Annotated in this window: 27 protein-coding genes and 1 tRNA gene; 17 read left to right on the top strand and 11 right to left on the bottom strand. The window is 71.4% G+C overall.

Annotation, left to right across the window (positions count from 1 at the left end):
* Positions 1–76: 76 nt before the first annotated feature.
* The 4 genes from AB4Y78_RS05475 to AB4Y78_RS05490 all read left to right on the top strand — a co-directional run bounded on the left by AB4Y78_RS05475 (position 77) and on the right by AB4Y78_RS05490 (position 3,614).
* Positions 77–1,204, top strand: coding sequence for a MalY/PatB family protein (locus AB4Y78_RS05475; protein WP_441713207.1), 1,128 nt, complete (start codon positions 77–79; stop codon positions 1,202–1,204).
* A gap of 133 nt (positions 1,205–1,337) precedes the next feature.
* Positions 1,338–1,844, top strand: coding sequence for a diaminobutyrate acetyltransferase (gene ectA / locus AB4Y78_RS05480; protein WP_007926585.1), 507 nt, complete (start codon positions 1,338–1,340; stop codon positions 1,842–1,844).
* 53 nt (positions 1,845–1,897) lie between these two features.
* Positions 1,898–3,178, top strand: a complete 1,281-nt coding sequence (ectB, locus tag AB4Y78_RS05485; RefSeq protein ID WP_441713208.1) for a diaminobutyrate--2-oxoglutarate transaminase — start codon at positions 1,898–1,900, stop codon at positions 3,176–3,178.
* Positions 3,179–3,224: 46 nt separating this feature from the next.
* The gene (locus tag AB4Y78_RS05490; protein WP_007926581.1) at positions 3,225–3,614 is read left to right on the top strand and encodes an ectoine synthase; all 390 of its coding nucleotides are present in this window, start codon (positions 3,225–3,227) and stop codon (positions 3,612–3,614) included.
* Positions 3,615–3,697: 83 nt separating this feature from the next.
* Here the strand turns inward: AB4Y78_RS05490 and AB4Y78_RS05495 are convergent, their stop codons facing one another.
* Positions 3,698–3,967: a DUF7218 family protein gene (locus AB4Y78_RS05495; RefSeq protein WP_007926580.1), complete on the bottom strand. Its 270-nt coding sequence runs from the start codon at positions 3,965–3,967 to the stop codon at positions 3,698–3,700.
* Between the two features lie 67 nt (positions 3,968–4,034).
* Between AB4Y78_RS05495 and AB4Y78_RS05500 the strand changes: the two genes are divergently transcribed.
* From AB4Y78_RS05500 to AB4Y78_RS05540, 9 genes are all read left to right on the top strand, one after another.
* On the top strand, positions 4,035–4,331 hold the full coding sequence (locus tag AB4Y78_RS05500) for a DUF6328 family protein (RefSeq protein WP_441713209.1): 297 nt from the start codon (positions 4,035–4,037) through the stop codon (positions 4,329–4,331).
* A 119-nt stretch (positions 4,332–4,450) separates the two neighbouring features.
* The gene (locus tag AB4Y78_RS05505) at positions 4,451–5,872 is read left to right on the top strand and encodes an MFS transporter (RefSeq protein ID WP_441713210.1); all 1,422 of its coding nucleotides are present in this window, start codon (positions 4,451–4,453) and stop codon (positions 5,870–5,872) included.
* Between the two features lie 79 nt (positions 5,873–5,951).
* Positions 5,952–6,122 carry a hypothetical protein gene (locus tag AB4Y78_RS05510; RefSeq protein ID WP_306513230.1) on the top strand — a complete coding sequence of 57 codons (171 nt, stop codon included), beginning with the start codon at positions 5,952–5,954 and terminating at the stop codon, positions 6,120–6,122.
* A 64-nt stretch (positions 6,123–6,186) separates the two neighbouring features.
* Entirely contained in the window at positions 6,187–7,467 is a 1,281-nt protein-coding gene (gene nhaA, locus AB4Y78_RS05515) for a Na+/H+ antiporter NhaA (protein WP_441713211.1), read from the top strand.
* Positions 7,468–7,623: 156 nt separating this feature from the next.
* Positions 7,624–7,764, top strand: a complete 141-nt coding sequence (locus AB4Y78_RS05520; protein WP_265229454.1) for a hypothetical protein — start codon at positions 7,624–7,626, stop codon at positions 7,762–7,764.
* Between the two features lie 38 nt (positions 7,765–7,802).
* The gene (locus AB4Y78_RS05525; RefSeq protein WP_387355626.1) at positions 7,803–8,573 is read left to right on the top strand and encodes a LamB/YcsF family protein; all 771 of its coding nucleotides are present in this window, start codon (positions 7,803–7,805) and stop codon (positions 8,571–8,573) included.
* Entirely contained in the window at positions 8,570–9,184 is a 615-nt protein-coding gene (locus AB4Y78_RS05530) for a 5-oxoprolinase subunit B family protein (RefSeq protein ID WP_259910512.1), read from the top strand. The genes AB4Y78_RS05525 and AB4Y78_RS05530 overlap by 4 nt, the downstream gene beginning before the upstream one ends.
* Positions 9,181–10,065 (top strand): biotin-dependent carboxyltransferase family protein, encoded by an 885-nt coding sequence (locus AB4Y78_RS05535; protein ID WP_265229457.1) that lies wholly within the window; start codon positions 9,181–9,183, stop codon positions 10,063–10,065. The genes AB4Y78_RS05530 and AB4Y78_RS05535 overlap by 4 nt, the downstream gene beginning before the upstream one ends.
* Positions 10,058–10,846, top strand: coding sequence for a putative hydro-lyase (locus tag AB4Y78_RS05540; protein WP_441713212.1), 789 nt, complete (start codon positions 10,058–10,060; stop codon positions 10,844–10,846). The genes AB4Y78_RS05535 and AB4Y78_RS05540 overlap by 8 nt, the downstream gene beginning before the upstream one ends.
* Before the next feature lie 18 nt (positions 10,847–10,864).
* Here the strand turns inward: AB4Y78_RS05540 and AB4Y78_RS05545 are convergent, their stop codons facing one another.
* Together AB4Y78_RS05545 and AB4Y78_RS05550 are read right to left on the bottom strand one after the other, a co-directional pair.
* A complete protein-coding gene (locus AB4Y78_RS05545; protein WP_441713213.1) occupies positions 10,865–11,623 on the bottom strand; it encodes a hypothetical protein in 759 nt (252 codons plus the stop codon).
* A 249-nt stretch (positions 11,624–11,872) separates the two neighbouring features.
* Positions 11,873–11,949: transfer RNA gene (locus AB4Y78_RS05550), tRNA-Pro, on the bottom strand.
* 128 nt (positions 11,950–12,077) lie between these two features.
* Between AB4Y78_RS05550 and AB4Y78_RS05555 the strand changes: the two genes are divergently transcribed.
* From AB4Y78_RS05555 to AB4Y78_RS05565, 3 genes are read left to right on the top strand one after another with little or no spacing between them, the layout of a single operon-like run.
* Positions 12,078–12,866 carry a prolipoprotein diacylglyceryl transferase gene (locus AB4Y78_RS05555; RefSeq protein ID WP_441713214.1) on the top strand — a complete coding sequence of 263 codons (789 nt, stop codon included), beginning with the start codon at positions 12,078–12,080 and terminating at the stop codon, positions 12,864–12,866.
* Entirely contained in the window at positions 12,841–13,224 is a 384-nt protein-coding gene (locus tag AB4Y78_RS05560) for a hypothetical protein (protein WP_128277080.1), read from the top strand. The genes AB4Y78_RS05555 and AB4Y78_RS05560 overlap by 26 nt, the downstream gene beginning before the upstream one ends.
* Positions 13,221–14,819: a radical SAM protein gene (locus AB4Y78_RS05565; RefSeq protein WP_265229479.1), complete on the top strand. Its 1,599-nt coding sequence runs from the start codon at positions 13,221–13,223 to the stop codon at positions 14,817–14,819. The genes AB4Y78_RS05560 and AB4Y78_RS05565 overlap by 4 nt, the downstream gene beginning before the upstream one ends.
* A gap of 30 nt (positions 14,820–14,849) precedes the next feature.
* Here the strand turns inward: AB4Y78_RS05565 and der are convergent, their stop codons facing one another.
* The 8 genes from der to AB4Y78_RS05605 form a co-directional block, all read right to left on the bottom strand.
* Positions 14,850–16,340, bottom strand: coding sequence for a ribosome biogenesis GTPase Der (gene der, locus AB4Y78_RS05570; RefSeq protein ID WP_441713215.1), 1,491 nt, complete (start codon positions 16,338–16,340; stop codon positions 14,850–14,852).
* Positions 16,341–16,413: 73 nt separating this feature from the next.
* Positions 16,414–17,112: a (d)CMP kinase gene (cmk, locus tag AB4Y78_RS05575; protein WP_306514498.1), complete on the bottom strand. Its 699-nt coding sequence runs from the start codon at positions 17,110–17,112 to the stop codon at positions 16,414–16,416.
* A 22-nt stretch (positions 17,113–17,134) separates the two neighbouring features.
* The gene (locus AB4Y78_RS05580) at positions 17,135–18,262 is read right to left on the bottom strand and encodes a prephenate dehydrogenase (protein ID WP_441713216.1); all 1,128 of its coding nucleotides are present in this window, start codon (positions 18,260–18,262) and stop codon (positions 17,135–17,137) included.
* The gene (locus AB4Y78_RS05585) at positions 18,259–19,170 is read right to left on the bottom strand and encodes a pseudouridine synthase (protein WP_387357017.1); all 912 of its coding nucleotides are present in this window, start codon (positions 19,168–19,170) and stop codon (positions 18,259–18,261) included. The genes AB4Y78_RS05580 and AB4Y78_RS05585 overlap by 4 nt, the downstream gene beginning before the upstream one ends.
* The gene (gene scpB, locus AB4Y78_RS05590; RefSeq protein WP_441713217.1) at positions 19,167–19,817 is read right to left on the bottom strand and encodes an SMC-Scp complex subunit ScpB; all 651 of its coding nucleotides are present in this window, start codon (positions 19,815–19,817) and stop codon (positions 19,167–19,169) included. Before scpB ends, AB4Y78_RS05585 begins: the two co-directional genes overlap by 4 nt.
* Complete coding sequence (locus AB4Y78_RS05595) at positions 19,810–20,739, bottom strand: segregation and condensation protein A (protein WP_259910481.1); 930 nt, start codon at positions 20,737–20,739, stop codon at positions 19,810–19,812. The genes scpB and AB4Y78_RS05595 overlap by 8 nt, the downstream gene beginning before the upstream one ends.
* A gap of 5 nt (positions 20,740–20,744) precedes the next feature.
* Positions 20,745–21,560, bottom strand: coding sequence for a ParA family protein (locus tag AB4Y78_RS05600; protein ID WP_441736973.1), 816 nt, complete (start codon positions 21,558–21,560; stop codon positions 20,745–20,747).
* Between the two features lie 131 nt (positions 21,561–21,691).
* Complete coding sequence (locus tag AB4Y78_RS05605; protein WP_387357023.1) at positions 21,692–22,621, bottom strand: site-specific tyrosine recombinase XerD; 930 nt, start codon at positions 22,619–22,621, stop codon at positions 21,692–21,694.
* A gap of 95 nt (positions 22,622–22,716) precedes the next feature.
* On the opposite strand from AB4Y78_RS05605, the gene AB4Y78_RS05610 reads away from it, so the two are divergent.
* Complete coding sequence (locus AB4Y78_RS05610; protein ID WP_441713219.1) at positions 22,717–23,355, top strand: hypothetical protein; 639 nt, start codon at positions 22,717–22,719, stop codon at positions 23,353–23,355.
* Positions 23,356–23,463: the final 108 nt, after the last annotated feature.

Below are 23,463 nucleotides of genomic sequence, written 5' to 3' on the forward strand. Positions count from 1 at the left end.
CACTCCTTCCGATCATGTCGACGGCCACGGGCCTCCGGTCCAGCGTAGGCGGTGCACCGGGTGCCAGAGTGGAGGCATGGGACCACGCCTGCTCACCCTCGACGAGACCACCCTGCGCCGGCGCACGAGCATCAAGTGGCGGCAGTACGCCCCCGACGTGCTGCCGCTGTGGATCGCCGAGATGGATGTCATGCCCTCCCCCGCGGTCGTCGAGGAGCTGAGCCGGATCGCCCGTGACGGTGACACCGGTTACCCCGTCAACGCCGCGTACATGGAGGCAGTCGCCGCCTTCTACACCGAGTACGGGGCCGCGGTCGACCCGGCGCTGACCCGCCCGGTCGCCGACGTCATGACGGGCATGCGGGCGGCCATGTGCGCGCTGACGAGACCGGGCGACCCCGTGTACATCACCGTCCCCGTATACCCGCCCTTCCACTCGACCGTGCTCGAGTCGCAGCGTCGCCTCGTGACCGTGCCCCTCGGCCCGACGGGCCGGCTCGACCCTGCAGCGCTCGACGAGGCGATGGGGCGCGAAGGGCGGGGCGCGCTCCTCCTCGCCAACCCCCACAACCCCACCGGCACGGTCCCGACGCCGGATGAGCTCCGCGCGGTGGCCCAGGTCGCCGACCGGCACGGCGTGGGAGTCGTGTGCGACGAGGTGCACGCTCCGCTCGTCCTGCCGGGGGCGACCTGGACTCCTGCGCTGGCCCTGCCCGAGACCCAGTCGTGGCTCGCCGTCTTCTCCGCGGCGAAGGGGTGGAATCTCCTCGGGGTCAAGGCGGCCGGCATCGTCAGTGGGTCCGCCGCCGGGGACGTCGTCGCCGCCCTGCCGGACGGGCTGCCCTACGGCACGAGCCACCTGGCCGTGCGCCTGCACACCGTCGCCCTCGAGCAGGACCGCGACTGGCTCGCGGACCTCATCGCCGACCTCGATGCCAACCGGGCCCTGCTCGCCCGCCTCCTCGCCGAGCGCCTGCCGGCAGCCACTTGGCGACCCGTCGAGGCGACCTACCTCGCCTGGCTCGACCTGCGGGCCCTCGACCTCGGGCCGGACCCGGCGCGTCACCTGGCGACGACGGCGAAGGTCGCCCTCATGTCGGGCCTCCCCTTCGGAGCCGGCGAGGGCCACGCCCGGCTGAACTTCGCGACCTCTCCCGAGCTGCTCACCGAGGCCGTCGATCGGGTCGCCGCGGCCACCGGGTGACGGGGGCCACTCCCCCCTTCGTCCCGGGTGGTCGGGATCACGAATCGACGAACCCTCTTGTGGCACAAGCGAATTCGCCCACCTTGGGGCATGCTGACTTGATCTGTGGGCTGGTCACGTTAGGTTGCAACAGGTGACCGCTGACCCAGACCCGCACTCGACCGACTCCCCCTTCGTCCTGCGACGGCCGACCGTCGAGGACGGTGGTGCCATGTGGCGCGTCGCCCGTGACTCGCAGACGCTCGACCTCAATTCGTCGTACGCCTACCTGCTGTGGGCCCGCGACTTCGCCGCGACCAGCGTCGTCGCCGAGCGCGACGGTGCCGTCGTCGGCTTCGTCAGCGGCTACGTCCGGCCCGACTCCCCCGAGACGCTCATGGTCTGGCAGGTCGCCGTCGACGCCGACCAGCGAGGCCACGGGCTGGCCGGCCGCATGCTCGACCACCTGGCCGAGCAGGTCCCCGACGTGACGATGCTCGAGACGACCATCACGGACGACAACGCGGCCTCCCGGGCCCTCTTCGCCCGCTTCGCCCGCATTCGTGACGCACAGCACGAGGAGACCGACCTCTTCGTGAAGGCCCACTTCCCCGACGAAGGGCACGACCCGGAGGTGCTGCACCGCATCGGACCGTTCTGACCCGGCCGCCACGACAGCTCCCCACACACTCCCTTCGAGGAAGGATCCCTGACATGACCAACCCCGCCACCGAGATCTTCACCCAGCGCGAGTCCGAGGTGCGCTCCTACTGCCGCAACTGGCCGGTCATCTTCGACACGGCCAAGGGCGTGCACCAGACCACCGAGGACGGCGAGGTCTACACCGACTTCTTCTCTGGTGCAGGCGCACTCAACTACGGGCACAACAACGATGTGCTCAAGCAGGCTCTCCTCGACTACGTCACCCGTGACGGCGTGACGCACTCGATGGACATGCACACCAAGGCCAAGCGCGACTTCCTCGAGACCTTCACCGAGGTCATCCTCGAGCCGCGCGGCATGACCCACAAGATCCAGTTCCCCGGCCCGACCGGCACCAATGCCGTCGAGACGGCGCTGAAGACCGCGCGCAAGGTGACCGGGCGCGAGGAGATCGTCTCCTTCACCAATGCCTTCCACGGCATGACGCTCGGTTCGCTCGCCGTGACGGGCAATGCCTTCAAGCGGGCCGGTGCCGGCACGCCGCTCTACCACGCGACCTCGGCCCCCTACGACGACTACATCGTCGGCGAGACCTCCGACTTCGCCTGGCTCAAGCGCATCTGGGCCGACAGCGGCTCTGGTCACAACCTGCCCGCCGCGGTCATCGTCGAGACCGTCCAGGGCGAGGGCGGCCTCAACGCGGCCCGGGGCGAGTGGCTCAAGGAGCTCGAGGGCCTGTGCAAGGAGCACGGCGTCCTGCTCATCATCGACGACGTCCAGGCCGGCTGCGGCCGTACCGGCACCTTCTTCTCCTTCGAGCCCTTCGGCCTCGACCCCGACATCATCACGCTGAGCAAGTCGATCTCCGGCTACGGCCTGCCGATGGCGCTCACGCTCATGAAGCCCGAGGTCGACGACTGGGAGCCCGGCGAGCACAACGGCACCTTCCGCGGCCACAACCCGGCCTTCGTCACCGCGACCACGGCGCTGCGCACCTACTGGACCGACGACACGCTGCAGCGCAACGTCGCCGAGCGCACGGCCCAGCTGCGCGAGCGCCTCGAGGTCCTCGCGGGCCTTGCCGAGGGCAGCGAGCTGCGTGGTCGCGGCCTCCTCTCCGGTGTCGCCTTCGCCGACAAGGAGGTCGCCGAGAAGATCGCCAAGGCGGCCTTCGCCCACAAGCTGCTCGTCGAGACCTCCGGTCCGTCCAGCGAGGTCGTCAAGGTCATGCCACCGCTGACCATCACCGAGGAGGAGATGGCTGCGGGTCTCGACCAGCTCGAGGACGCGGCCCGCGAGGTCCTCGGCGCGCCGGCTCGCACCGGCGCCTGACCCCCCTTCGCCCCACCGAACTGCACCACGAGACAAGGAGATCCGCATGAAGGTCCTCAACGTCAACGATCTGGACGGCACCGAGTACGACGTCACTCACGGCAACTGGCAGAGCCGCCGGATGGTGCTGGCCAAGGACAAGGTCGGCTTCAGCTTCCACATCACGATCCTCAAGGCCGGGACGTCCTCGGAGTTCTGGTACGCCAACCACGTCGAGGCGGTCTACGTCTACCAGGGCAAGGGCACGCTCCTCGACCGCGACACCGGCGAGGAGTACATCCTCGAGCCGGGTGTCATGTACATGCTCGACGACGCGGACAAGCACACCGTGACCGTCGAGGAGGACATCCACTGCGCGTGCGTCTTCAACCCGCCGGTCACCGGTCGTGAGGTCCACGACGAAAACGGCGTGTACCCGGTCCTCACCGAGGACTGAGCACTCCCCCGGCAACGGCCGGGCGAAGGGGGGCGGACCCGGTGCGGTCCGCCCCCCTTCGCGCTCTCCCGACGAGGACGGGATCAGTGGTGACGCAGAGCGTTGATGAGTTCGGCCTTGTCCATCGACGACCGCCCCTCGATCTCGAGCTCTCTGGCGCGCTCGCGCAGCTCGTCGACGCTCCAGTCGTCGTACGACCCGGACTCTCCGCCGCGGCGCCCGACCTCGGAGCGTGAGCTGTTGGCCGCGGCGTTGGCGATCCTGGCGGCCTTCTCCTTGCTCGCTCCGTCGTCGCGCAGCTCCTCGTAGAGCTCGTCGTCCTTGACGCTCGGGCCTGGTGTCCGCTCGGGCATGGTGTGCTCCTCTCGTGGTCACGTCAGACGCTCCTACCCCCGCCCCGCGTGACATGCACCGGGCGGCATGATCCACCTGCGATGGGGTAGATGGGCAGCATGGACGACTCTACAGCCGGACCGCACGCCGACCACGCTCCGTGGCAGGCACCCCTCGAGCGCACGGCCGTGCGCGCCGTCGACCTGCAGGAGGGCCTTCTTCGAGGATCCTGCACTCGCCGGGTGCCGGGACTCCTTCCAGCGCGGCCTCTACCTCGTGCTCGTCCCCCTCGCGACCGCCACGACGACCGCGCTCGTCGCGCCGATCGCGATCCACCGCCGGGTCTTCAGGTGGCGTCGCAAGGACCCGCAATCCGGAACCTGAGACACCGCTTCCACCCGCTGGTCACGGCGTTTCGGATGGCGGCAGGAAGTGGATCTCCGTAACGTCGAGCAACGTGCCAAGCCGCGCCTGCGCGGAAAAAGATCAACCCTAGGAGATCCATGAGCACGCAGAACACCGCGGGTGACCCCGCGTCCGAAGGCGCGGGGGGCGTGGCCTTCGAGGACCTGCCCGACCGTCCCACGATCCGCAAGGCCGTCGCCGCCTCCGCGATGGGCAATGCCACCGAGTGGTACGACTACGGCGCCTACGCCGTCGTCGCGACGTACATCGGGCACCACTTCTTCCCCGGCGAGCACGAGACGCTGCTGACCCTCGCCACGCTGGCCGTCTCCTTCATCGCCCGTCCCTTCGGCGGCTTCTTCTGGGGCCCGCTCGGAGACCGGCTCGGTCGCAAGGGCGTCCTCGCGATGACGATCATCATGATGTCGGCCGCGACCTTCTGCATCGGTCTGCTGCCCACCTACGAGACGATCGGCATCGGCGCGCCGATCCTGCTGATCATCCTGCGCCTGATCCAGGGCTTCTCGACCGGTGGTGAGTACGGCGGCGCCGCGACCTTCATGGCCGAGTACGCCCCGGACAAGCGACGCGGCCTCTACGGCAGCTTCCTCGAGTTCGGCACGCTCGGTGGCTTCGCCCTCGGTGCCGGCATCGTGCTCGTCCTCCAGCTCGTCCTCGGTGAGGCCGCCATGGAGGACTGGGGCTGGCGTCTGCCCTTCTTCGTCGCCGGCCCGCTCGGTGCCATCGGCCTCTACCTGCGCTCCAAGCTCGACGAGACCCCGGTCTACGAGGAGCTCGACGAGGCCGGCGAGAGCGAGGACTCCGCGACCAGGGGTCTGCGCGACCTCATGGTCGAGTACTGGAAGCCGATGCTGACGATGGCCGGCCTGGTCATCCCGCTCAACGTCGTCAACTACACGCTGCTGACGTACATGCCGACCTACCTCGGCACGAAGATCGGTATGGGTGAGACCGAGTCGCTCGTCGTCATCATCGTCGGCGAGGTGCTGATGATGATGGTCATCCCCTTCGCCGGGCACTTCTCCGACATCGTCGGACGCCGCCCCATGTGGTGGTTCTCGCTCATCGGCCTCTTCGTCTTCGCGCTGCCGATGTACTTCCTCATGGGCACCGGCTTCGTCGGGGCGATGGTCGGCTTCGCGGTGCTGGGTCTGCTGTACATCCCCCAGCTGTCGACGATCTCGGCGACCTTCCCCGCGATGTTCCCCGCGCACGTGCGCTTCGCCGGCTTCGCCGTGACCTACAACGTCTTCACGGCCGCCTTCGGTGGCACGGCGGCGTCGGTCAACGAGGCCGCCGTCGAGGGCACCGGCTTCCTCGAGTTCCCTGCGGCCTACATGATGGGCGCCTGCGTCATCGGCATGATCGCGATGCTCTTCGTCAAGGAGACCGCCGGTGCCTCCCTGCACGGGCGCGACATCCCGGAGTCGGAGCCGGAGGACTACGGCTCCGAGGCAATCGCCGAGGAGTCCGCGGCGCTGGACGCCTGCGGTCGCTGACCGGAGGCACGAGCACGAAGGGAGGTGACCGCGGCGAGTCCGCCGCTCACCTCCCTTCGTCGCTCTATAGACTCACCCCGTGACCGGTCCCGAGTCGCGCGACGCTACGCGCCCCCGCCTGCTGGCCCAGGCGGCCCGGATGCGTGCGCACATGCGCACGGTGCGCCACCCCGGGACCAACGGCTGGATCAGCACGTGGGGCACCAATGCCCACGGGGAGATCGCTGGCTGCCCTCCGCCGAGCGGCTGAGGCGCCCTGCGACGACGGGCGCCGACAGGCAGCCCACCTCTCCTCCACCAGACAGGTCCCACCCATGTCCCAGTCCCCCCGATCCACGAGCCGTCTGGCTCCCCACGAGCTGTGGCGCGGCGTGCACGCCACCGCCCAGAGCGATGCCGTCGGCGGCGCGCTCCTGCTCGCCGCCACCGTCGTGGCCCTGCTCCTGGCCAACTCCCCCGCCACCGACCTCTACACCTCGGTCCGTGACTTCACCATCGGCCCCCACGCCCTGCACCTCGACCTGACGATCGGCGAGTGGGCCGCCGACGGGTTGCTCGCGATCTTCTTCTTCGTCGTCGGGCTGGAGCTCAAGGAGGAGTTCGTCGCGGGCAAGCTGCGCGACCCGCGGCAGGCGGCCCTGCCCATCGCCGCTGCCTTCGGCGGTGTCGCCGTGCCGGCCCTGATCTTCGCCGGCATCGCGGTCTCGTCCGACTCGGAGGGCGCGATGCGCGGGTGGGCCATCCCGACCGCGACCGACATCGCCTTCGCGGTCGCGGTCCTGGCCGTGGTCGGGCGCTACCTGCCCCCAGCGCTACGCGTCTTCCTGCTCACCCTCGCGATCGTCGACGACCTCATCGCCATCACGATCATCGCCGTGGTCTACACGCAGGGCCTGCACCTGCAGTGGCTGCTGCTCGCCCTCGTGCCCCTCGCGGTCTTCGCGGTGCTCGTGCAGCGCGGCGTCATCACGTGGTGGCTGCTCGCGCCGCTCGGCGTGCTGACCTGGGCGCTCGTCCACGCATCGGGGATCCACGCCACGGTCGCCGGCGTGCTGCTCGGTTTCACCGTCCCCGTCGTCGCCACCCAGCGGGCTCGGGTGCAGAGCTCGACCGACGAGGACGGGACGCCGGTCTACGACGGCCTGACGGCCTACTTGGCCGACCAGTGGGGGGTCTTCACGACCCTCGTCGCCGTGCCGGTCTTCGCCTTCTTCTCGGCCGGCGTCACCGTCGGCGGGCTCGAGGGCTTCCGCACGGCCATGCAGGACCCGATCACCCTCGGCATCATCGCGGGCCTCTTCATCGGCAAGCCGGTCGGCATCACTTTGACGTCCTTCGCGCTGAGTCGCCTGCCGGCCTTCGAGCTCGACGAGAGCCTGCGCTGGCCGGACATCATCGGCATGGGTTTCGTCGCCGGCGTGGGCTTCACCGTCTCGCTCCTCGTCGGCGAGCTCGCCTACGGCGCGGCCAGCGTCGCCGACGAGCACGTCAAGATCGGCGTGCTGCTGGGTTCGCTCGTCTCGGCGCTCGTCGGGGGTGGTCTCCTCGCCGTTCGCAGTCGCGCCGCGCACGCAGCGGGGGCCACCGCCAGCTGACGAGCTGGATCAGACCGAGGCCCTCAGCGCGCTGAGCAGCTGGGCCTCGGCCTGGTCGAGGTACTCGCCCAGGGCCTGCTCCGCCGCATCGTGGCGCCCGGCCTCGAGATGGTCGACGATCACCGTGTTGTGCGCGAGGTAGGCATCCTCATCTGGGTGGCGCTCATGCGCCGCGGCCTGCTCGGCGGTTACCGCTACCCCAAGGTCCTGGCCTACGTCGGGCTCGCCGTGTGGCTGCTGACGATCTACCTCGGCTACGAGTCCTTCAGCGGGATCCTCGACCTCTGGGAGCAGTGAGCCGCAGGACCGGCCGAGACGTACGACGACAGGAGCAGATGATGCAGATCGACCTCAATGCCGACCTCGGCGAGAGCTTCGGCAGCTGGACCCTCGGCGACGACGACGCGATGCTCGACGTCGTGACGAGCGCCAACGTCGCGTGCGGCTTCCACGCCGGCGACCCCACCGTCCTGCGGCACAGCTGCGAGGGGGCGGCGGCGCGGGGCGTCGCGATCGGGGCCCAGGTCGGCTACCGCGACCTGGCCGGCTTCGGCCGGCGCTTCATCGACATCGCGCCGGCCGAGCTGACCGATGACGTGCTCTACCAGATCGGCGCGCTCGAGGCCTTCGCCAAGGTCGCCGGGACGCGGGTGCGCTACGTCAAGCCCCACGGCGCGCTCTACAACGCCATCGTCCACCACGAGGAGCAGGCCGCCGCGGTCGTCGCGGCCGTCGTGCAGTACGACCCGACGCTGCCGGTCCTCGGCCTGCCCGGCTCGGCCTGGTTGCGACTCGCCGGCGAGGCCGGTCTGACGACCGTCGGCGAGGCCTTCGCCGACCGGGCCTACACCCCCGAGGGCACCCTGGTCTCGCGGCGCGAGGCCCACGCCGTGCTCCACGACCCCGACGAGATCGCGCAGCGGTGCGTCCGCCTCGCGACGAAGGGAGAGGTCGTCGCCGTCGACGGGACGGTGGTCCCGGCCCCAGCCGGGTCGCTGTGCGTGCACGGCGACAGCCCCGGTGCCGTCGAGATCGCCCGGCGCGTGCGTGCCGGTCTCGAGGAGGCCGGGGTGCGGCTCACCCCCTTCGTCGGGGAGGCCGCATGAAGCTGCTGCCCGCCGGCGACACCGCGCTGCTCGTCGAGCTAGGTGTCCTCGAGGAGGTCCTCTCGCTCTACGCCCAGCTCGACGAGGACCTGCCCGACGGGGTCGTCGACATGGTGCCGGCCGCCGCGACCCTCCTGCTGACGCTCGACCCGGCCCGTACCGACGTCGAGCGTCTGTCCCGCACCGTGTCCACCCTGACCGTGGGCACCCACAGCCGGGCCGCCGCCGGTGAGGTCGAGATCCCTGTCGTCTACGACGGGGAGGACCTGGCCGACGTCGGTCGCCTGACCGGGCTGGGTGAGCGAGGCGTCGTCGAGGCGCACACTGCAACGCCGTGGACGGTCGCCTTCTGCGGCTTCGCGCCGGGCTTCGGCTACATGGTCGGCGGCGACGATCGGCTGCGGGTCCCCCGCCGCGACAACCCGCGCACCCGGGTCCCGGCGGGCTCGGTGGCCATCGCCGGCGAGTTCGCCAGCGTCTACCCCCGGGAGTCCCCGGGGGGCTGGCAGCTCATCGGTCGCACGGCGCTCGAGGTGTGGGACATCGGGCGCGAGCCGCCCGCGCTGCTCGTGCCCGGCACCACCGTGCGCTACGTCGAGGTGACGTCGTGAGCGCCCCGCGGGCGCTGGAGGTCGTCGCGACCGGGCCGCAGACGACGGTCCAGGACCTGGGCCGGGTCGGGCTCGCCGGGCTCGGCGTGGGCCGCTCCGGGGCCGCGGACCCGGGCTCGCTGCGCCTCGCCAACCGGTTGCTGGGCAACCCGGAGGCGACGGCCGCCCTCGAGGTGACCTTCGGCGGGCTGGAGGTGCGGGCGCGCGGGGGCATGTGGGTCGTCGTCACCGGTGCCACGACGCCCATGACCATCGACGGGCGGCCCGTCGGACACGCAGCCGTCACCTGGCTCCCGGACGGGGCCTCCCTTCGGCTGGGGGCGGCGACGGCCGGCCTGCGCAGCTACGTCGCCGTGCGCGGTGGCATCGATGTGGAGCCGGTGCTGCGCTCACGATCCACCGACACCCTCGCCGGGCTGGGCCCGGCCGTGCCCTTGCCCGGCACCGTGCTGCCCGTGGGAGGGGCACCCTCCGGCGTGCCGCTCGTCGACGTGGCGCCCGTCGCGGCGCCGACCACCGGCGAGGTGCGGCTGCGGATCGTGCGCGGACCCCGCGACGACTGGTTCGCCCCCGGCGCCGTGGAGGCCCTACTCGGCGGCACCTACGAGGTCACCTCCGAGAGCGACCGCGTCGGCATGCGACTGTCCGGACCGCGGCTGGAGCGGGCCCGTGAGGGCGAGCTCAAGAGCGAAGGGATGGTGCCCGGCGCCCTGCAGGTGCCGCCCACCGGTCAGCCGACCCTCTTCCTCGCCGACCACCCGGTGACGGGCGGCTATCCAGTCATCGGGGTCGTCGTCACCGCCGATATCGGGCGTGCCGCGCAGGCACAACCCGGGCAGCACCTGCGCTTCGTCCTCGAAGGGAGCACCCACCATGGCTGACCTCGACCCGGCAACCCTGACCCCCGAGGAGGCCCGCGCCCGGTTTCGCGCAGGGCTGTCCGTCCCGACCTCCGGCTGGAGCGCCGGCTGGACGCAGGCCAACCTCATCGCGGTCCCCCGCGAGCAGGCCTACGACGTGCTCCTCTTCGCCCAGCGCAACCCCAAGCCGTGCCCCGTCCTCGACGTCACCGAGCCCGGCGAGGTGAGCTGCTCGATCTTCGACGGCGACCTGCGCACGGACCTGCCGGGGTACCGGGTCTACGAGCACGGCGAGCTCGTCGCCGAGGTGACCGACGTGCGCGACGTGTGGCGGGAGGACCTCGTCGCCTTCCTCGTCGGGTGCAGCTTCACCTTCGAGGCGGCCCTGCTCGAGGCCGGTGCGCCGGTGCGCCACATCGAGGTCGGCAGCAACGTCCCGATGTACGCCACGACCCGCGAGTGCCGCTCCGCCGGCTCGATCGGCGGGCCGCTCGTGGTGTCGATGCGGCCGATGCCGGCCGACCAGGTGGCGACCGCGGTCCGGGTGACCTCGCGATACCCCGCCGTCCACGGTGCGCCGGTCCACGTCGGCGACCCGGCCGCGCTCGGCATCCGCGACCTGGCCGCGCCGGACTTCGGTGAGCCGGTGCCCGCCCGCGACGGGGAGGTGCCGGTCTTCTGGGCCTGCGGAGTCACCCCGCAGGCCGCGATCATGGAGTCTCGTCCCCCCTTCGCCATCGGGCACGCGCCCGGGATGATGGCCATCACCGACGCACGCGACAGCGACTACCTCGTGCCCTGACGCTCCGCCGGGACGACGTCAGAGGCCGAGCTTCCTCGCCAGATGCCAGGTCAGCGTGCGGTCGGCGAAGGCGACCGTCACGTGGCTGCCCTCCCGGTAGACGGGCGAGCCGTTGACGACCCCCTTGTAGCGCCCGCCCGTGGCCGGTCTGGCGACGATCCCGCGCAGGTCCACGGTTGTCGTGCCCGTCGCCCGCCCTGCGGTCACGGTCCACCACCGGCCTGAACCGGTGCTCTTCATCGTCCAGTCCTGCCCGGGCCGCGTGCCGTCGGTCGGCAGAGGCGTGGACGTCACCTGCCGGACCTCGATGCCGTAGGCCGTGAGCTTGCGGATCGTCGTCCGTCGCTGCGCGGCGGTCCCCTTCTGCATCGACAACACTGCGACGACGTCCTTGCCCTCCCGCTCGTCCGCCACCATCTGGTCCAGGACGGCACGCGAGTAGCGTGCCCACTCGCTGTCGTCGGTCGCGGGGAGACGGAAGGGCGTCGAGGCCTTCGTTCGAGGCTTGACCCTCACCGAGGGAAAGGCCAGGTGTACCGGGTGGGCGATCTGGCCGGCCATGCTGTCCCCGACCACGTACACCACGTCCGAGGACCCGCTGGGCCCCCATCCCCAGAATCTGGAGACGAGCGTCGTCTGGCCGCCCCGCAGGTGCGCCCCGGGGGTGCTGTAGTGCTGTGGCAGGTCCTGCACGTTCGCCGCCTGCGCGCTGCCCAAGGGGAGGGTCAAGGTCACGCTCGCGGCGGTCAGCGCCACGACGAAGCGGTTCACGGTCATCGATCCTCCTCGGAGTTGCGGCGGGCGCGGTCATCTTGCCCGGTCTCCGGGCAACATGACCAGCTCTGTCTCGCACCGACGGAGTGTCGTCCTGAAGCTCGGTGTCGGCGCCGAGGCTGACTCCCGGCAACCGGGGGGTGTGCTCCCTTCGGCCGGGTGAGCTGCAGGACGACACGCGGACGGCAACACTCCAGCACAACCGAAGACGATCTCGGTTGCCCGAGATCGTCTTCATGCCAACGTTTCCGCTGGTCGGGCTGACAGGATTTGAACCTGCGACCCCTTGACCCCCAGTCAAGTGCGCTACCAAACTGCGCCACAGCCCGTGGCCGCTCCCGCAGGAGCGAACGTCACTTTAACCCACTCCCACGGCCGTGGCCGAATCGGGTCCACCGGCGGGTCGCTCCCTTCGCTCCGGCCCACCACACCACGTCAACTGGCAGGATCAGGAGGCATGGACCCGAGCCTCCCGACGTCGTGGACGCCGTCCATGACGCACGACCTGTGGGTCGGTATCGGAGTCCTGACCGCCGGCGGAGTCCTCGCCCTGGAGAAATGGCGCCGGGGGGTGTCCGACGAGCGGATCTGGGCGCTCGTCGCCCTCGCGGTCGGCTTCGGCGCCGTCGGCGCCCGCCTCGGCACGTGGCTCCAGCACCTCCAGCCCAGCGCCAACGACCCGCTCGCGGTGCACTGGCTCTACGGCAACCGGAGCATCCTCGGCGGGCTCGCCTTCGCGTACGTCGCGGTGCTCGTCGGCAAGCGGCTGCTGCGGATGCAGTGGCGCACGGGCGCCCTCTTCGCGCCCGCCGTGGCTGCGGGCATGGCCGTGGGTCGCGTGGGGTGCCTGCTCACCGAGCCACCCGGGACCGCCACGGACGTGCCGTGGGCGGTCCCGGTCACCTCCACCGCCGACGCCGCAGCCTGGGGTGTCCCTCTCGGCACCCGGCTCCACCCGTCCTTCGCCTACGAGATCGCCTTCCACCTGCTGGCTCTGCTCGCCATCTGGATCTGCCGGGACCGGCTCGCCGACGCGGCCGATCTCTTCACCCTCTACATCACGGGGTACGCACTCTTCCGCTTCGGTGTCGAGGCCGTCCGTGGCAACGAGGTGGCGTGGCTGGGCCTGACCCGGCCCCAGCTCTTCCTCGCGGCCACCCTCCCCCTCCTCATCTGGCGCAGCGCCGTCGCGGTGCGCCGTCAACCCCAAGGAGTCGAGCATGGTCCAGCCCCCGCCATCGGGTAGCCCCTACCCCGCTCCCCCACGCACCGGGCTCGGCATGGGCGCGGGCGCCGGCATCGGCGCGCTCGTCGGCCTCCTCGGACCCGTCGTCATCGCGCTGCTCACCTGGGGTGTCAGCAGCGTCGTGCCCGGGCCCGCCGGGGACGGAGCCTGGCTGGTGGTCCTCGGTGTCATCGCCACCCCGGTGATCCTGCTCCTGGCTGGCTGCGTGCTGATGATCCCGGACCGCCTGCGCGGCTGGGGCGTGGCCTGCCTGGTGGCCGGCGGCCTGTGGCTCATCTCGAGCGCCGGCGTCTGCACCGCCCTGGTCTTCGGCTTCGCCCAGATGTACCAGAACGACTCGAGCGGGGTCCTGCTGTGACGCCTCGCCCCGCCGCGCAGCCCGATGCCGGACCGGGTCGTCCTCTGCGCGGCGACCGGATCCATCGCTACGTCAACGCCTTCTGCCCCACCTGCCACGAGGAGTCGCCCGACGCCGACCTGACCGAGGTACGCCGGCTCAGCGGCTGGCTCGCCGAGCGCGACGGGCGCATCTGGCTTGAGCGGGGCTGCCCCGACCACGGGCTCGTGCGCACCCTCTACGACGAGGACCCGCAGATCCTGTCCTACCTCGAGGAGTGGACCGCCCCCACCAAGTCGCACGTCCCCGACCTCTCCGGCAACTTCGACCCGGTACCGGCGGCCTACCTCGACGGCCTGCCCGAGATGCAGACCCAGCACACGTGCATCCTCCTCGAGGACGTCACCGAGCACTGCAACCTGCGTTGCCCGACGTGCTTCGCCGACTCCGCTCCTGCGCTCACCGGCGTCGCGAGCGTCGAGGAGGTGCTGGCCAATGTCGACGCCCGCCTCGCCCGGGAGGACGGCCGGCTCGACGTGCTCATGCTCTCCGGTGGTGAGCCCACGCTCTACCCCGACCTCGAGCGGCTCCTCGACGAGCTCGTCGCGCGGCCCGTGGTGCGGATCCTCATCAACACCAACGGTCTGACCGTCGCCCGCGACGACGCCCTCGTCGCGCTGCTGCGCCGGCACCGGCAGCGCGTCGAGATCTACCTCCAGTACGACGGATCGAGCGCCGAGGCCTCGCTGCACCACCGTGGCGGCGATCTGCGGGCCCACAAGCACCGTGCGATCTCCCGCCTGAGCGAGGCCGGGGTCTTCACCACCCTGACGATGACCGCCGAGCTCGGGGTCAACGACGACGAGATCGGGCACGTCATCACCCGCTCGCTGGAGACCCCCTTCGTCTGCGGGGTCTCGATCCAGCCGATCTTCGGCTCCGGCCGATCCGGTGCGATCGACGCCACCGACCGGCTGACGCACACCGGTGTCCTGGCCCGGATGGGGCCCCAGACGGAGGGACTAGTGACGTGGCGCGACCTCACGGCACTGCCGTGCAGTCACCCGCACTGCGCGTCGGTCGGCTATCTGCTGCGGGACGACTCCGACACCTGGCGATCGCTCACCGCCATCGTCGGGCACGACCAGCTCAAGCAGTGGCTCGACCTCGCGCCGGAGAGCTTCGCCAACCGGATCACCGACCAGGCCATCCCCGAGCAGATGCGCGCGGTCGTCAAGGACGCCGTGCTCGGCCTGCTGAGCGAGCAGACCTCTCTCTCCCACCCGCAGGTCGGCGACCTGTGGAAGGCCGTCTGCCAGACCTGCGACCTCGGCCTGTCGACCCTGACGACGCTCGTCACGTCACGACTGCCGGGTCAGCACGAGCGACTGCGTCGTCTCATGGGCGAGCGGGTCAAGCGGATCAGCGTCAAGCCCTTCATGGACATCAACACGATGATCGAGGAGCGGCTGACGCAGTGCTGTGTCCACGTCGGCACCCGGGGGACGAAGGGAGAGCAGTGCGCACCCTTCTGCGCCGTTCAGGCGTGGGCGCCGCTGGCCCGGCAGAAGGTCGGCGCGGGCGCCCGCCGTCAGCTGCCGGTCAGTGCGGTCTGACGACTCCGCCGAGGCGGCGTCGCGACCACCTCAGCGGCGCCGGCCGCGTCGCTCGCGCACCCGCACGCTGATCTCGATGGGCGTGCCCTCGAGGCCGAACTCCTCACGCAGCCGCCGCTCGAGGAAGCGCCGGTAGCCAGCCTCGATGAAGCCCGAGGCGAAGATGACGAAGCGCGGCGGACGGGTGGACGCCTGGGTGGCGAAGAGGATGCGGGGCTGCTTGCCGCCGCGCACCGGGTGCGGGTGCGACGAGGCGATCTCGCCGAGCACCGCGTTGAGCCGCGACGTGGGCACGCGGCGGTCCCACGACTCCAGCGCCGTGTCGAGCGCGGGGGTCAGCCGGTCGACGTGGCGGCCGGTCTGGGCCGAGAGGTTCACGCGCGGGGCCCACGTGACCTGCACGAGATCGCGCTCGATCTCGCGCTCGAGGTAGAAGCGTCGCTCCTCGTCGAGCAGGTCCCACTTGTTGTACCCGATGACGAGCGCCCGACCGGCCTCGACGACCTGGCTGATGATGCGCAGGTCCTGCTCCGTGATCGGCTCGTGCGTGTCGATGAGCACGACGGCGACCTCGGCCTTCTCGAGCGCGGCCTGCGTGCGGAGCGAGGCGTAGAAGTCGGCGCCTCGGGTCTGGTGGACCCGCCGACGGATACCGGCGGTGTCGACGAAGCGCCACTGCCGACCACCGACCTCGACGAGCTCGTCGACCGGGTCGCGGGTTGTCCCGGCGACGTTGTCCACCACGACCCGCTCCTCGCCCGCAAGCTTGTTGAGCAGGCTGGACTTGCCGACATTGGGGCGGCCGATGAGCGCGACCCGGCGGGGACCCCCTTCGGGCACCGCGCCACCACGAGCGGAGACCACGGGCAGCACGTCGAGGACGGCGTCGAGCGCGTCCCCGCTCCCCCGGCCGTGCAGCGCGGAGACCGGATGGGGCTCGCCGAGCCCGAGGTTCCACAGCGCGGCCGCGTCCGGCTCGAAGCGCTGGTCGTCCACCTTGTTGGCGACGAGCACGACCGGCTTGCCGGACGCGCGCAGCAGCTTGACGACGGCCTCGTCGTCGTCCGTGGCACCGACGACCGCGTCGACGACGAAGACGACGACGTCGGCCATGTCGATGGCGACCTCGGCCTGCTCGGCGACACGCAGGTGGATGCCTTGGGCGCCGATCTCCCAGCCACCGGTGTCGAGCAGGGTGAATCGGCGGCCCGACCACTCCGCGTCGTAGGCGACCCGGTCGCGGGTCACGCCGGGCGTGTCCTCGACGACGGCCTCACGACGGCGCAGCACACGGTTGACGAAGGTCGACTTGCCGACATTGGGCCGTCCGACGATGGCGACGACCGGCAGCGGTCCGGCCGCGACCTCGTCGGCCTCCGGCTGGAAGCCGTCGATGATCGCCCGGTCCTCAGCCGTCAGCTCGAAGTCCTCGAGCCCGGCACGCAGCACCCGCTCGACGCCCTCGGCGTGCGCCGCGTCATCCGTCCCGGTGGGGTCGGCGGGTTCAGGGGTGGTGTTCAACGGTGCTCCTGGAGTTGGTGGTGTCGCCCATTGTCGCAGCCACCGGCCGGTGGCGGCTGGTGGTCGGGGCGGGTCAGCGACCGCGCGCGGCATCGACGAGCGACATCACCGCGTCGATCGATCCTGCGAAGTCGAGGTCCGAGGTGTCGACGACGGTCACGCCGTCGGCCGCCTCGGTGAACTGCGAGACGGTCGAGTCGTCACGGTCGCGACGGACGACCTGGTCGCGGGTCGCGGCGATGGCTGCCTCGTCGGTGGCGCCGTGCACCTCGAGCGAGCGACGGCGCAGGCGCGCCTCCTCGCTGGCGGTGAGCAGGATCCGCACGGAGGCTTCCGGGGCGATGACCGTCGTGACGTCCCGCCCTTCGGCGACGCAGGCCCCGTGCCGGGCGGCGATGTCGTCGATGAGCGCACGCTGCCGACGCTGCATCTCCACGCGCACGTCCGGGACCGTGGCGACGGTCGAGACCAGCGAGGAGATCTCGCTCGTGCGGATGTCCGCTGCGACGTCCGTGCCGTCGACGGTGACGCTGGGTGCCTGCGGGTCGTCACCGATGTCGAGCGGCAGAGCGACGGCGGCTGCGGTGATGGCCGCAGCGTCACCGAGGTCGACCTCGGTGTGCCGGCACCACCACGTGAGGGCCCGGTACATGGCGCCGGTGTCGAGGTAGCCGGCACCGAGCCGCGTCGCGACCGCACGGGAGACGCTGGACTTGCCGGAGCCCGAGGGGCCGTCGATGGCGATGACGAAGGGGGCGGGCTGGCTGGTCACGAGGGCCCAGCCTAGTCGCCCGTCAGGAGTGCAGCTGCCACCCTCGCGTCGTGAGGGCCTCGGTGAGCGGACCGGCTGCGGCCGGGAGCACGGAGACCTCCGCCAGACCGAAGGGCAGGCCCAGCCCGTGGTCGAGGCGCAGGTCCTCCATGTTGACCCCCGCGTCACCGATGTCGGTGAGGAGTCGGGCGACCTCGCCGGGGCGGTCGTCGACGACCACGCTGACGACGGCGTAGGTGGCGGGCGGCGCACCGTGCTTGCCGGGGATGCGGGCGTGACCGGCATTGCCGTCGGCGATGGCGCGGGCCAACACGGCCCGCGCCCCCGGGGCATCGGCCACGTCGTCCTCGTCGGCGCCGAGGGCCTCGAGCGCGGCGACGAGCTCACCGAGGTCGTCCCGCACGGAGCGCAGGACGTCGGCGACCGCGAGTGCATTGCCGGAGAGGATCTGGGTCCACAGCCCGGGGTCGCTGGCCGCGATGCGCGTGACGTCACGCACGCCCTGACCGGCGAGGCCGACGGCTTCGTCACTCAGGTGCTCGAGGCGGGCGGCGACGAGAGACGCCGCCACCTGGGGCACGTGGGAGACCGCGGCCACGGCAGCGTCGTGCTCGGCCGGGCTGAGCGTCGTGACCGCGGCACCCGTCGCGCGGGCCACCGCAGCGACGAGCTCGGTCGCGGCGGGGTCGCTGCCCGGGTGCGGGCAGAGCACCCAGGCGCGCCCGGTGAAGAGGTCACCGCGGGCGCTGATGGCCCCCGAGCGCTCGCGGCCGGCCATGGGGTGGCTGCCGACGTAGCGGTCGATGGGCACGCCGGCACGGGAGACGTCGGCGAGGACCACCTGCTTGACCGAGGCGACGTCGGTGACCACGGCTTCGGGCCAGCGCTCGAGGGCACGGAGCACCAGCCGCGGGGAGACGTCGGGTGGCGCGGCGACGACCACGACCCCCGGGGCCACCTCCCCGCTGATCCGGCCGGCGCCGAGGTCGCGGGCCAGGGCGGCGGAGGTCTCCGACTGGTCCTCGAGGCTGACGTCGACCCCGACCGCGGTCAGGGCGAGCCCGATGCTCGTCCCGATGAGCCCGGTGCCGATGACGTGCACCGGAGGGAGTGCTGTGGCTGCCCCCTTCGCCTCGTCGGCCGTGGTCACAGCCCGGCAGCCTTGTACAGGTCGCTGATCTCCTGCCGGCTGAGGTTGCGCCACCGGCCCGACTTCGTCGTGCCGAGCGTGATCGGGCCGACCTGGGTCCGCACGAGCGAGAGGACCGGGTGGCCCACGTGGTCGAGCATGCGGCGGACGATGTGCTTGCGCCCCTCGTGGAGGATGACCTCGACGATCGCCTTGCCCGGCCGGGAGTCGACGACCTTGAAGGAGTCGACCCGCACCGGGCCGTCCTCGAGCTCGACCCCGTCGCGCAGCCGCTTGCCGAGGTCCTTGGGCACGGGGCCGGGGATCTCCGCGATGTAGGTCTTGAGCACGCCGTGGGCGGGGTGCTGGAGGCGGTGCGCGAGGTCGCCGTCGTTGGTGAGGATGAGCAGGCCCTCGGTGTCGGCGTCCAGCCGCCCGACGTGGAAGAGCCGCTCGGGTCGCCCGGCGACGTAGTCGCCGATGCTCACCCGGCCCAGCTCGTCGGACATGGTCGTGACCACACCGGTGGGCTTGTTGAAGGCGAGGTAGACGCGCGACTCGTCGAGGTGCACCCGCTCGCCGTCGACGTGGACGGTCTGGCGCAGCGGGTCGACGCGCACGCCGAGCTCACGCACGATCTGTCCGTCGACCTCGACGCGCCCCTCGCTGATGAGCAGCTCGCAGGCGCGGCGGGAGCCGATGCCCGCCGCGGCGAGCACCTTCTGCAGGCGGGTGCCCTGGGGGTCGTGGACGTCGATCGTGGGTGCCTGCGGGGGCTCGGGGGCCAGCTGCGGCTGTCCCTGCCGGCTGCGGCCGCTCGTGCCGCGGTCGGGCTGCGGGCGTCGGCCGGGTCGCGGCGGCTTCTTGGGTCCCTTGCCGCGGGGTGCACCCTGCGGTCCTCCGGGGCGACGGTTCTGGGGCGGAGTCATGGGCGGGCCTCATTCACGAGTTCGTCGAGCACGGCGGCATCGGGCAGGTAGGGGGCGATCGGCGGGAGGTCGTCGAGCGTGTTCAGACCCATCCGCTCGAGGAAGTACGGGGTCGTCCCGTAGAGCGTCGCATTGGACTCCTCGTCCTTGGTGACCTCGACGATGAGGCCGCGGGTGAGGAGGGTGCGCACGACACCGTCGACGTTGACCCCGCGGATCGCGCCGATGCGCGCCCGCGAGATCGGCTGCCGGTAGGCGATGACGGCGAGGGTCTCGAGGGAGGCGGTTGTCAGGCGGGACTGCTGACCGTCCAGGACGAAGCGCTCGACGACCGGGGCATAGGCGTGGTGGCTGTAGAAGCGCCATCCTCCCCCCACGTTGCGCACGGTGAAGCCGTGCCGGCCGTCGGCGTAGGCCTCCTCGAGGGCGCCGAGGTGCGCTCGGATCTCCTCGACGGGCAGCTCGAGAGCCGACGACAGCGCGTGGTCGGTGACGGGCTCCTCGACGATCATCAGCACGGCCTCGATGGCGCCGCGGGCGCCGCCGGGCAGGTCTCCGACGTCGAAGGCGACCTGCACGTCGTCCCCCTCCGGCACGCCCGCCGGTGGGGCGGTTGCGGCGGGGGGTGAGGGTGTCGGCTCACTCATCGGGCATCTCCTCCTCGGACGAAGGGGGCGGTGCCTCCCCTTCGTCGAACTCGGCACCGACGTCCACGGTGCCCTCCTGGCTACCGGTCCAGCTGACCTCGAGGTCGCCGAGGGCCTCGGGCTGGTCGAGCGCGACCTGCTTGTCGCGGAAGAGCTCGAGCAGCGCGAGGAAGCGGGCCACGACGACGAGCGTCGAGTCCGCGTCCTGCACGAGCGTGCGGAAGGAGAGCGTGCCCTCCGACCGCAGCCGGTCGACGACGAGGGCCGCCTGCTCGCGGACGCTGACGGCGGGTGCGTGCAGGTGGGTCAGGCCGACGGTCTCGGGCTCCTTGGGGGCGAGCGTCCGGGCGGCGACCATGGCCAGCTGCTCGGGCGTCACGCTCATGACCAGCTCCGGGAGGAGCGAGGCGAGGTGGGGCTCGAGACCGGCCTGGCGTGGCGTCATCCGGCCGGTCGTCGCGAGCGTCTCGCCGAAGCGCGCGGCCACGTCCTTGAAGGCGCGGTACTGCAGCAGGCGGGCGAAAAGCAGGTCACGGGCCTCGATGAGCTCGAGGTCCTCCTCGTCACCATCACCCGTGTTGGGCAGCAGGCGCGATGCCTTGATGTCGAGCAGCGTGGCCGCGACGAGGAGGAACTCGCTCGTCTGACCCAGGTCCCATGACGGCTCGCTGGCCTGAAGCGCGCGCAGGTGCACCATGAACTCGTCGGTGACCTTGGCCAACGCGATCTCGGTGATGTCCAGCTGGTGCTTGCTGATCAGTCCCAGGAGCAGGTCGAAGGGCCCCTCGAAGTTGTCGAGGTGGACGGTGAAGGCCTGCTCCGCACCCCGCTTGGTGATGACACCGCCGGGGACGGCGACGTCGGGATCCGGCGCGTGGGACTCGGTGGCCTCGGGGGCCGTGGTGGCCGGTGGGGCCTCCACGGGTATCAGGGAGCGCCGCCGCGCGAGATCAGCTCGCGGGCCAGCTGCCGGTAGGCGTTGGCCCCCGAGTGACCGGTGGCGTAGGTGGTGATCGGCTCGGCCGCGAGCGTGGCGTCGGGGAACTTCACCGTGCGGGAGATGACGGTGTGGAAGACCTTGTCCCCGAAGTGGTCGACGACCGAGCCGACGACCTCGCGGCTGTGCAGGGTACGGCCGTCGTACATCGTCGCGAGGATGCCGTCGACGGTCAGGCCGGGGTTGAGCCGATCGGTGATCTTGTCGATGGTCTCGACGAGCAGCGCGACACCTCGCATGGCGAAGTACTCGGTCTCGAGCGGGATGATCACGCCGTGGGCGGCCGTGAGGGCGTTGACGGTCAGCAGGCCGAGAGAGGGCTGGCAGTCGATGAGGACGACGTCGTAGTCGTCGACGACGGGCCGGAGCACGCGGGCGAGGATCTGCTCTCGGGCGACCTCGCCGACGAGCTGGACCTCGGCCGCGGACAGGTCGATGTTGGCCGGGGCGACGTCGAGCCCCGGCACGGAGGTGTGCTGGATGATCTCGGTGATCTCGTGGCCGCGGGAGACGAGCAGGTCGTAGATCGTCGTGTCGAGGGTGTGCGTCGGCACGCCCAGCCCCACGGAGAGGGCACCCTGCGGGTCGAAGTCGACGAGCAGGACCCGTCGACCGGCCTCCGCGAGAGCGGCGCCGAGGTTGATGGTGGTCGTCGTCTTGCCGACGCCGCCCTTCTGGTTGCACATCGCGATGATGCGGGCGGGGCCGTGCGATGCCAGGGGCTCGGGCTCCGGGAAGGAGGGCATGGGTCGGCCGGTCGGACCGTACTGGGTCAGGTCGTGCTCGAGGTCGAGCGGCGGCGTCACCTCTGATGCCACAGTCGGATCACTCCATCGTCGTGGGTCGGTCAGCCTCTCGCTGATCAGCGATGACCCTATCAGCGGGCTCGGGGGTGGGCCTGCGCGTAGACCTCGCGCAGCTGCTGCACGGTGACCATCGTGTAGATCTGCGTCGTCGTCACCGAGGCGTGCCCGAGCAGCTCCTGCACGACGCGCACGTCGGCGCCGCCCTCCAGCAGGTGGGTGGCGAAGGAGTGCCTCAGGGTGTGTGGCGAGACGTGCCCGGAGAGCCCGGCCCGATCTGCCGCCGTCGTGATGACGGCCCACGCGCTCTGCCGGGACAGCCGGGCGCCCCGGCGGTTGAGGAAGACGGCGGGGCCGGCGCGGCCGGCGCTCGCCAGCTCGGGGCGGCCTCGCACCAGCCAGGCCTGGACGGCCTCGACGGCGTAGCTGCCGATGGGGACGATGCGCTCCTTGCCGCCCTTGCCGAGCAGTCGCGCAGCGCCCACCTCGAGGTCGAGGTCGTCGATGTCCAGGCCCACGACCTCGGAGATGCGAGCTCCGGTGCCGTAGAGCAGCTCGAGGAGCGCCCGGTCCCGCAGGGGTACCGGGCCGTCCCCGACTCCGGCCGCGTCGATGAGCCGGGTCACCTCGTCGAGTCGGATCGCCTTGGGCAGACGCGAAGGGGGTGACGGCGGCGCCACGTCCTCGGCCGGGTTGTGGTCGGTGAGGCCCTCGAGCGCGAGGAACTTGTGCAGGCCGCGGACGGCGACGAGGGTGCGAGCCGCGGAACTGGCCGCGAGCGGCGGGTGGTCGGCGTCGCCGGTGCGCAGTGCGGCGAGGAAGGCGGAGACGTGCTGCTCGGTCACCTCACCCGGGTCGGTGACACCAGCCGCTGCAAGGTGGTCGAGATAGCGACCGGCGTCTCGCGCGTAGGCGCTCAGCGTGTGGGTGGAGACCCCGCGCTCGACGTCGAGCTGGGTGAGCCAGGTGCGCACGGCCCGCTGGAGGGGGGTCGGGCGGCTCACCGTCGGTGTCGGCCTCTCTCGGGTCGGGGTCGTGCCGTGGGCACCCCATTGTGCCCACGGGTGGTCGCGACCACGGCGAGGAGTCTAATGGGCTCATGAAGCTGTATGCGGATCTCCCGGCCCGACGTCTTGGTCAGGTCGTCGCCGACCTCCTCATGATCGCCTGGGTCCTCCTCTGGGCACGCGTGGGCCGGGCGGTGCACAACTCGACCCTGGAGCTCGCCGAGCCGGGCCACCGACTCGAGTCCGCCGGGTCCGGGTTTCGGGACAAGCTGACGACGGCGGGCAACACCGTCGACGACCTGCCGGTGCTCGACGACAAGGTGGCCACCCCCTTCCGCGATGCCGCAGGGGCCGGGACGACGATCGAAGAGGCTGGCCGAGACCTCGTGAGCGCGGTGGAGAGCCTCGCCACGACCCTTGGCTGGGTGACGGCGCTGACGCCGATCCTCATCGTCGGCGCCTTCTGGCTCGCGGCGCGGTGGCGCTTCGTCCGCCGGGCGACGGCGGCGCAGTCCCTCGTCGACAGCGTCGACGACCTCGACCTCTTCGCCCTGCGGGCGATGTCCAACCAGCCGCTGCAACGACTCTCCCGGATCAGCCCCGACCCAGCCGGGGCGTGGCGGCGTGGCGACCGGGAGGTGATCCGCGACCTCGCCCTCCTCGAGCTCTCGGACTGCGGCCTTCGGCCCCACCAGAGGACGGGCGGCGCCCCCTCGGCCACTGCACCCTGAGGTCAGCTCGACGGGGTCGACGTGGGGCTCTGTCCACACCCGGGATCACCACGGAGGCGCCCTCCCCAGACCTCACGTCCGTCTGGTGCTGCCCTGACTCCCCCGCCA

It is taken from the genome of Janibacter sp. RAF52 (assembly GCF_052114035.1).
Lineage (GTDB): Bacteria > Actinomycetota > Actinomycetes > Actinomycetales > Dermatophilaceae > Janibacter > Janibacter hoylei.

Coding starts and splice junctions, on each gene's coding strand:
- AB4Y78_RS05505 (WP_441713210.1), top strand. CDS start 4,451: ATGAGCACGCAGAACACCGCGGGTGACCCCGCGTCCGAAGGCGCGGGG.
- AB4Y78_RS05555 (WP_441713214.1), top strand. CDS start 12,078: ATGGACCCGAGCCTCCCGACGTCGTGGACGCCGTCCATGACGCACGAC.
- AB4Y78_RS05490 (WP_007926581.1), top strand. CDS start 3,225: ATGAAGGTCCTCAACGTCAACGATCTGGACGGCACCGAGTACGACGTC.
- nhaA (WP_441713211.1), top strand. CDS start 6,187: ATGTCCCAGTCCCCCCGATCCACGAGCCGTCTGGCTCCCCACGAGCTG.
- AB4Y78_RS05560 (WP_128277080.1), top strand. CDS start 12,841: ATGGTCCAGCCCCCGCCATCGGGTAGCCCCTACCCCGCTCCCCCACGC.
- AB4Y78_RS05585 (WP_387357017.1), bottom strand. CDS start 19,170: ATGACTCCGCCCCAGAACCGTCGCCCCGGAGGACCGCAGGGTGCACCC.
- AB4Y78_RS05530 (WP_259910512.1), top strand. CDS start 8,570: ATGAAGCTGCTGCCCGCCGGCGACACCGCGCTGCTCGTCGAGCTAGGT.
- AB4Y78_RS05475 (WP_441713207.1), top strand. CDS start 77: ATGGGACCACGCCTGCTCACCCTCGACGAGACCACCCTGCGCCGGCGC.
- AB4Y78_RS05610 (WP_441713219.1), top strand. CDS start 22,717: ATGAAGCTGTATGCGGATCTCCCGGCCCGACGTCTTGGTCAGGTCGTC.
- AB4Y78_RS05540 (WP_441713212.1), top strand. CDS start 10,058: ATGGCTGACCTCGACCCGGCAACCCTGACCCCCGAGGAGGCCCGCGCC.
- scpB (WP_441713217.1), bottom strand. CDS start 19,817: ATGAGTGAGCCGACACCCTCACCCCCCGCCGCAACCGCCCCACCGGCG.
- ectB (WP_441713208.1), top strand. CDS start 1,898: ATGACCAACCCCGCCACCGAGATCTTCACCCAGCGCGAGTCCGAGGTG.
- AB4Y78_RS05545 (WP_441713213.1), bottom strand. CDS start 11,623: ATGACCGTGAACCGCTTCGTCGTGGCGCTGACCGCCGCGAGCGTGACC.
- AB4Y78_RS05495 (WP_007926580.1), bottom strand. CDS start 3,967: ATGCCCGAGCGGACACCAGGCCCGAGCGTCAAGGACGACGAGCTCTAC.
- AB4Y78_RS05500 (WP_441713209.1), top strand. CDS start 4,035: ATGATCCACCTGCGATGGGGTAGATGGGCAGCATGGACGACTCTACAG.
- AB4Y78_RS05600 (WP_441736973.1), bottom strand. CDS start 21,560: ATGCCCTCCTTCCCGGAGCCCGAGCCCCTGGCATCGCACGGCCCCGCC.
- AB4Y78_RS05525 (WP_387355626.1), top strand. CDS start 7,803: ATGATGCAGATCGACCTCAATGCCGACCTCGGCGAGAGCTTCGGCAGC.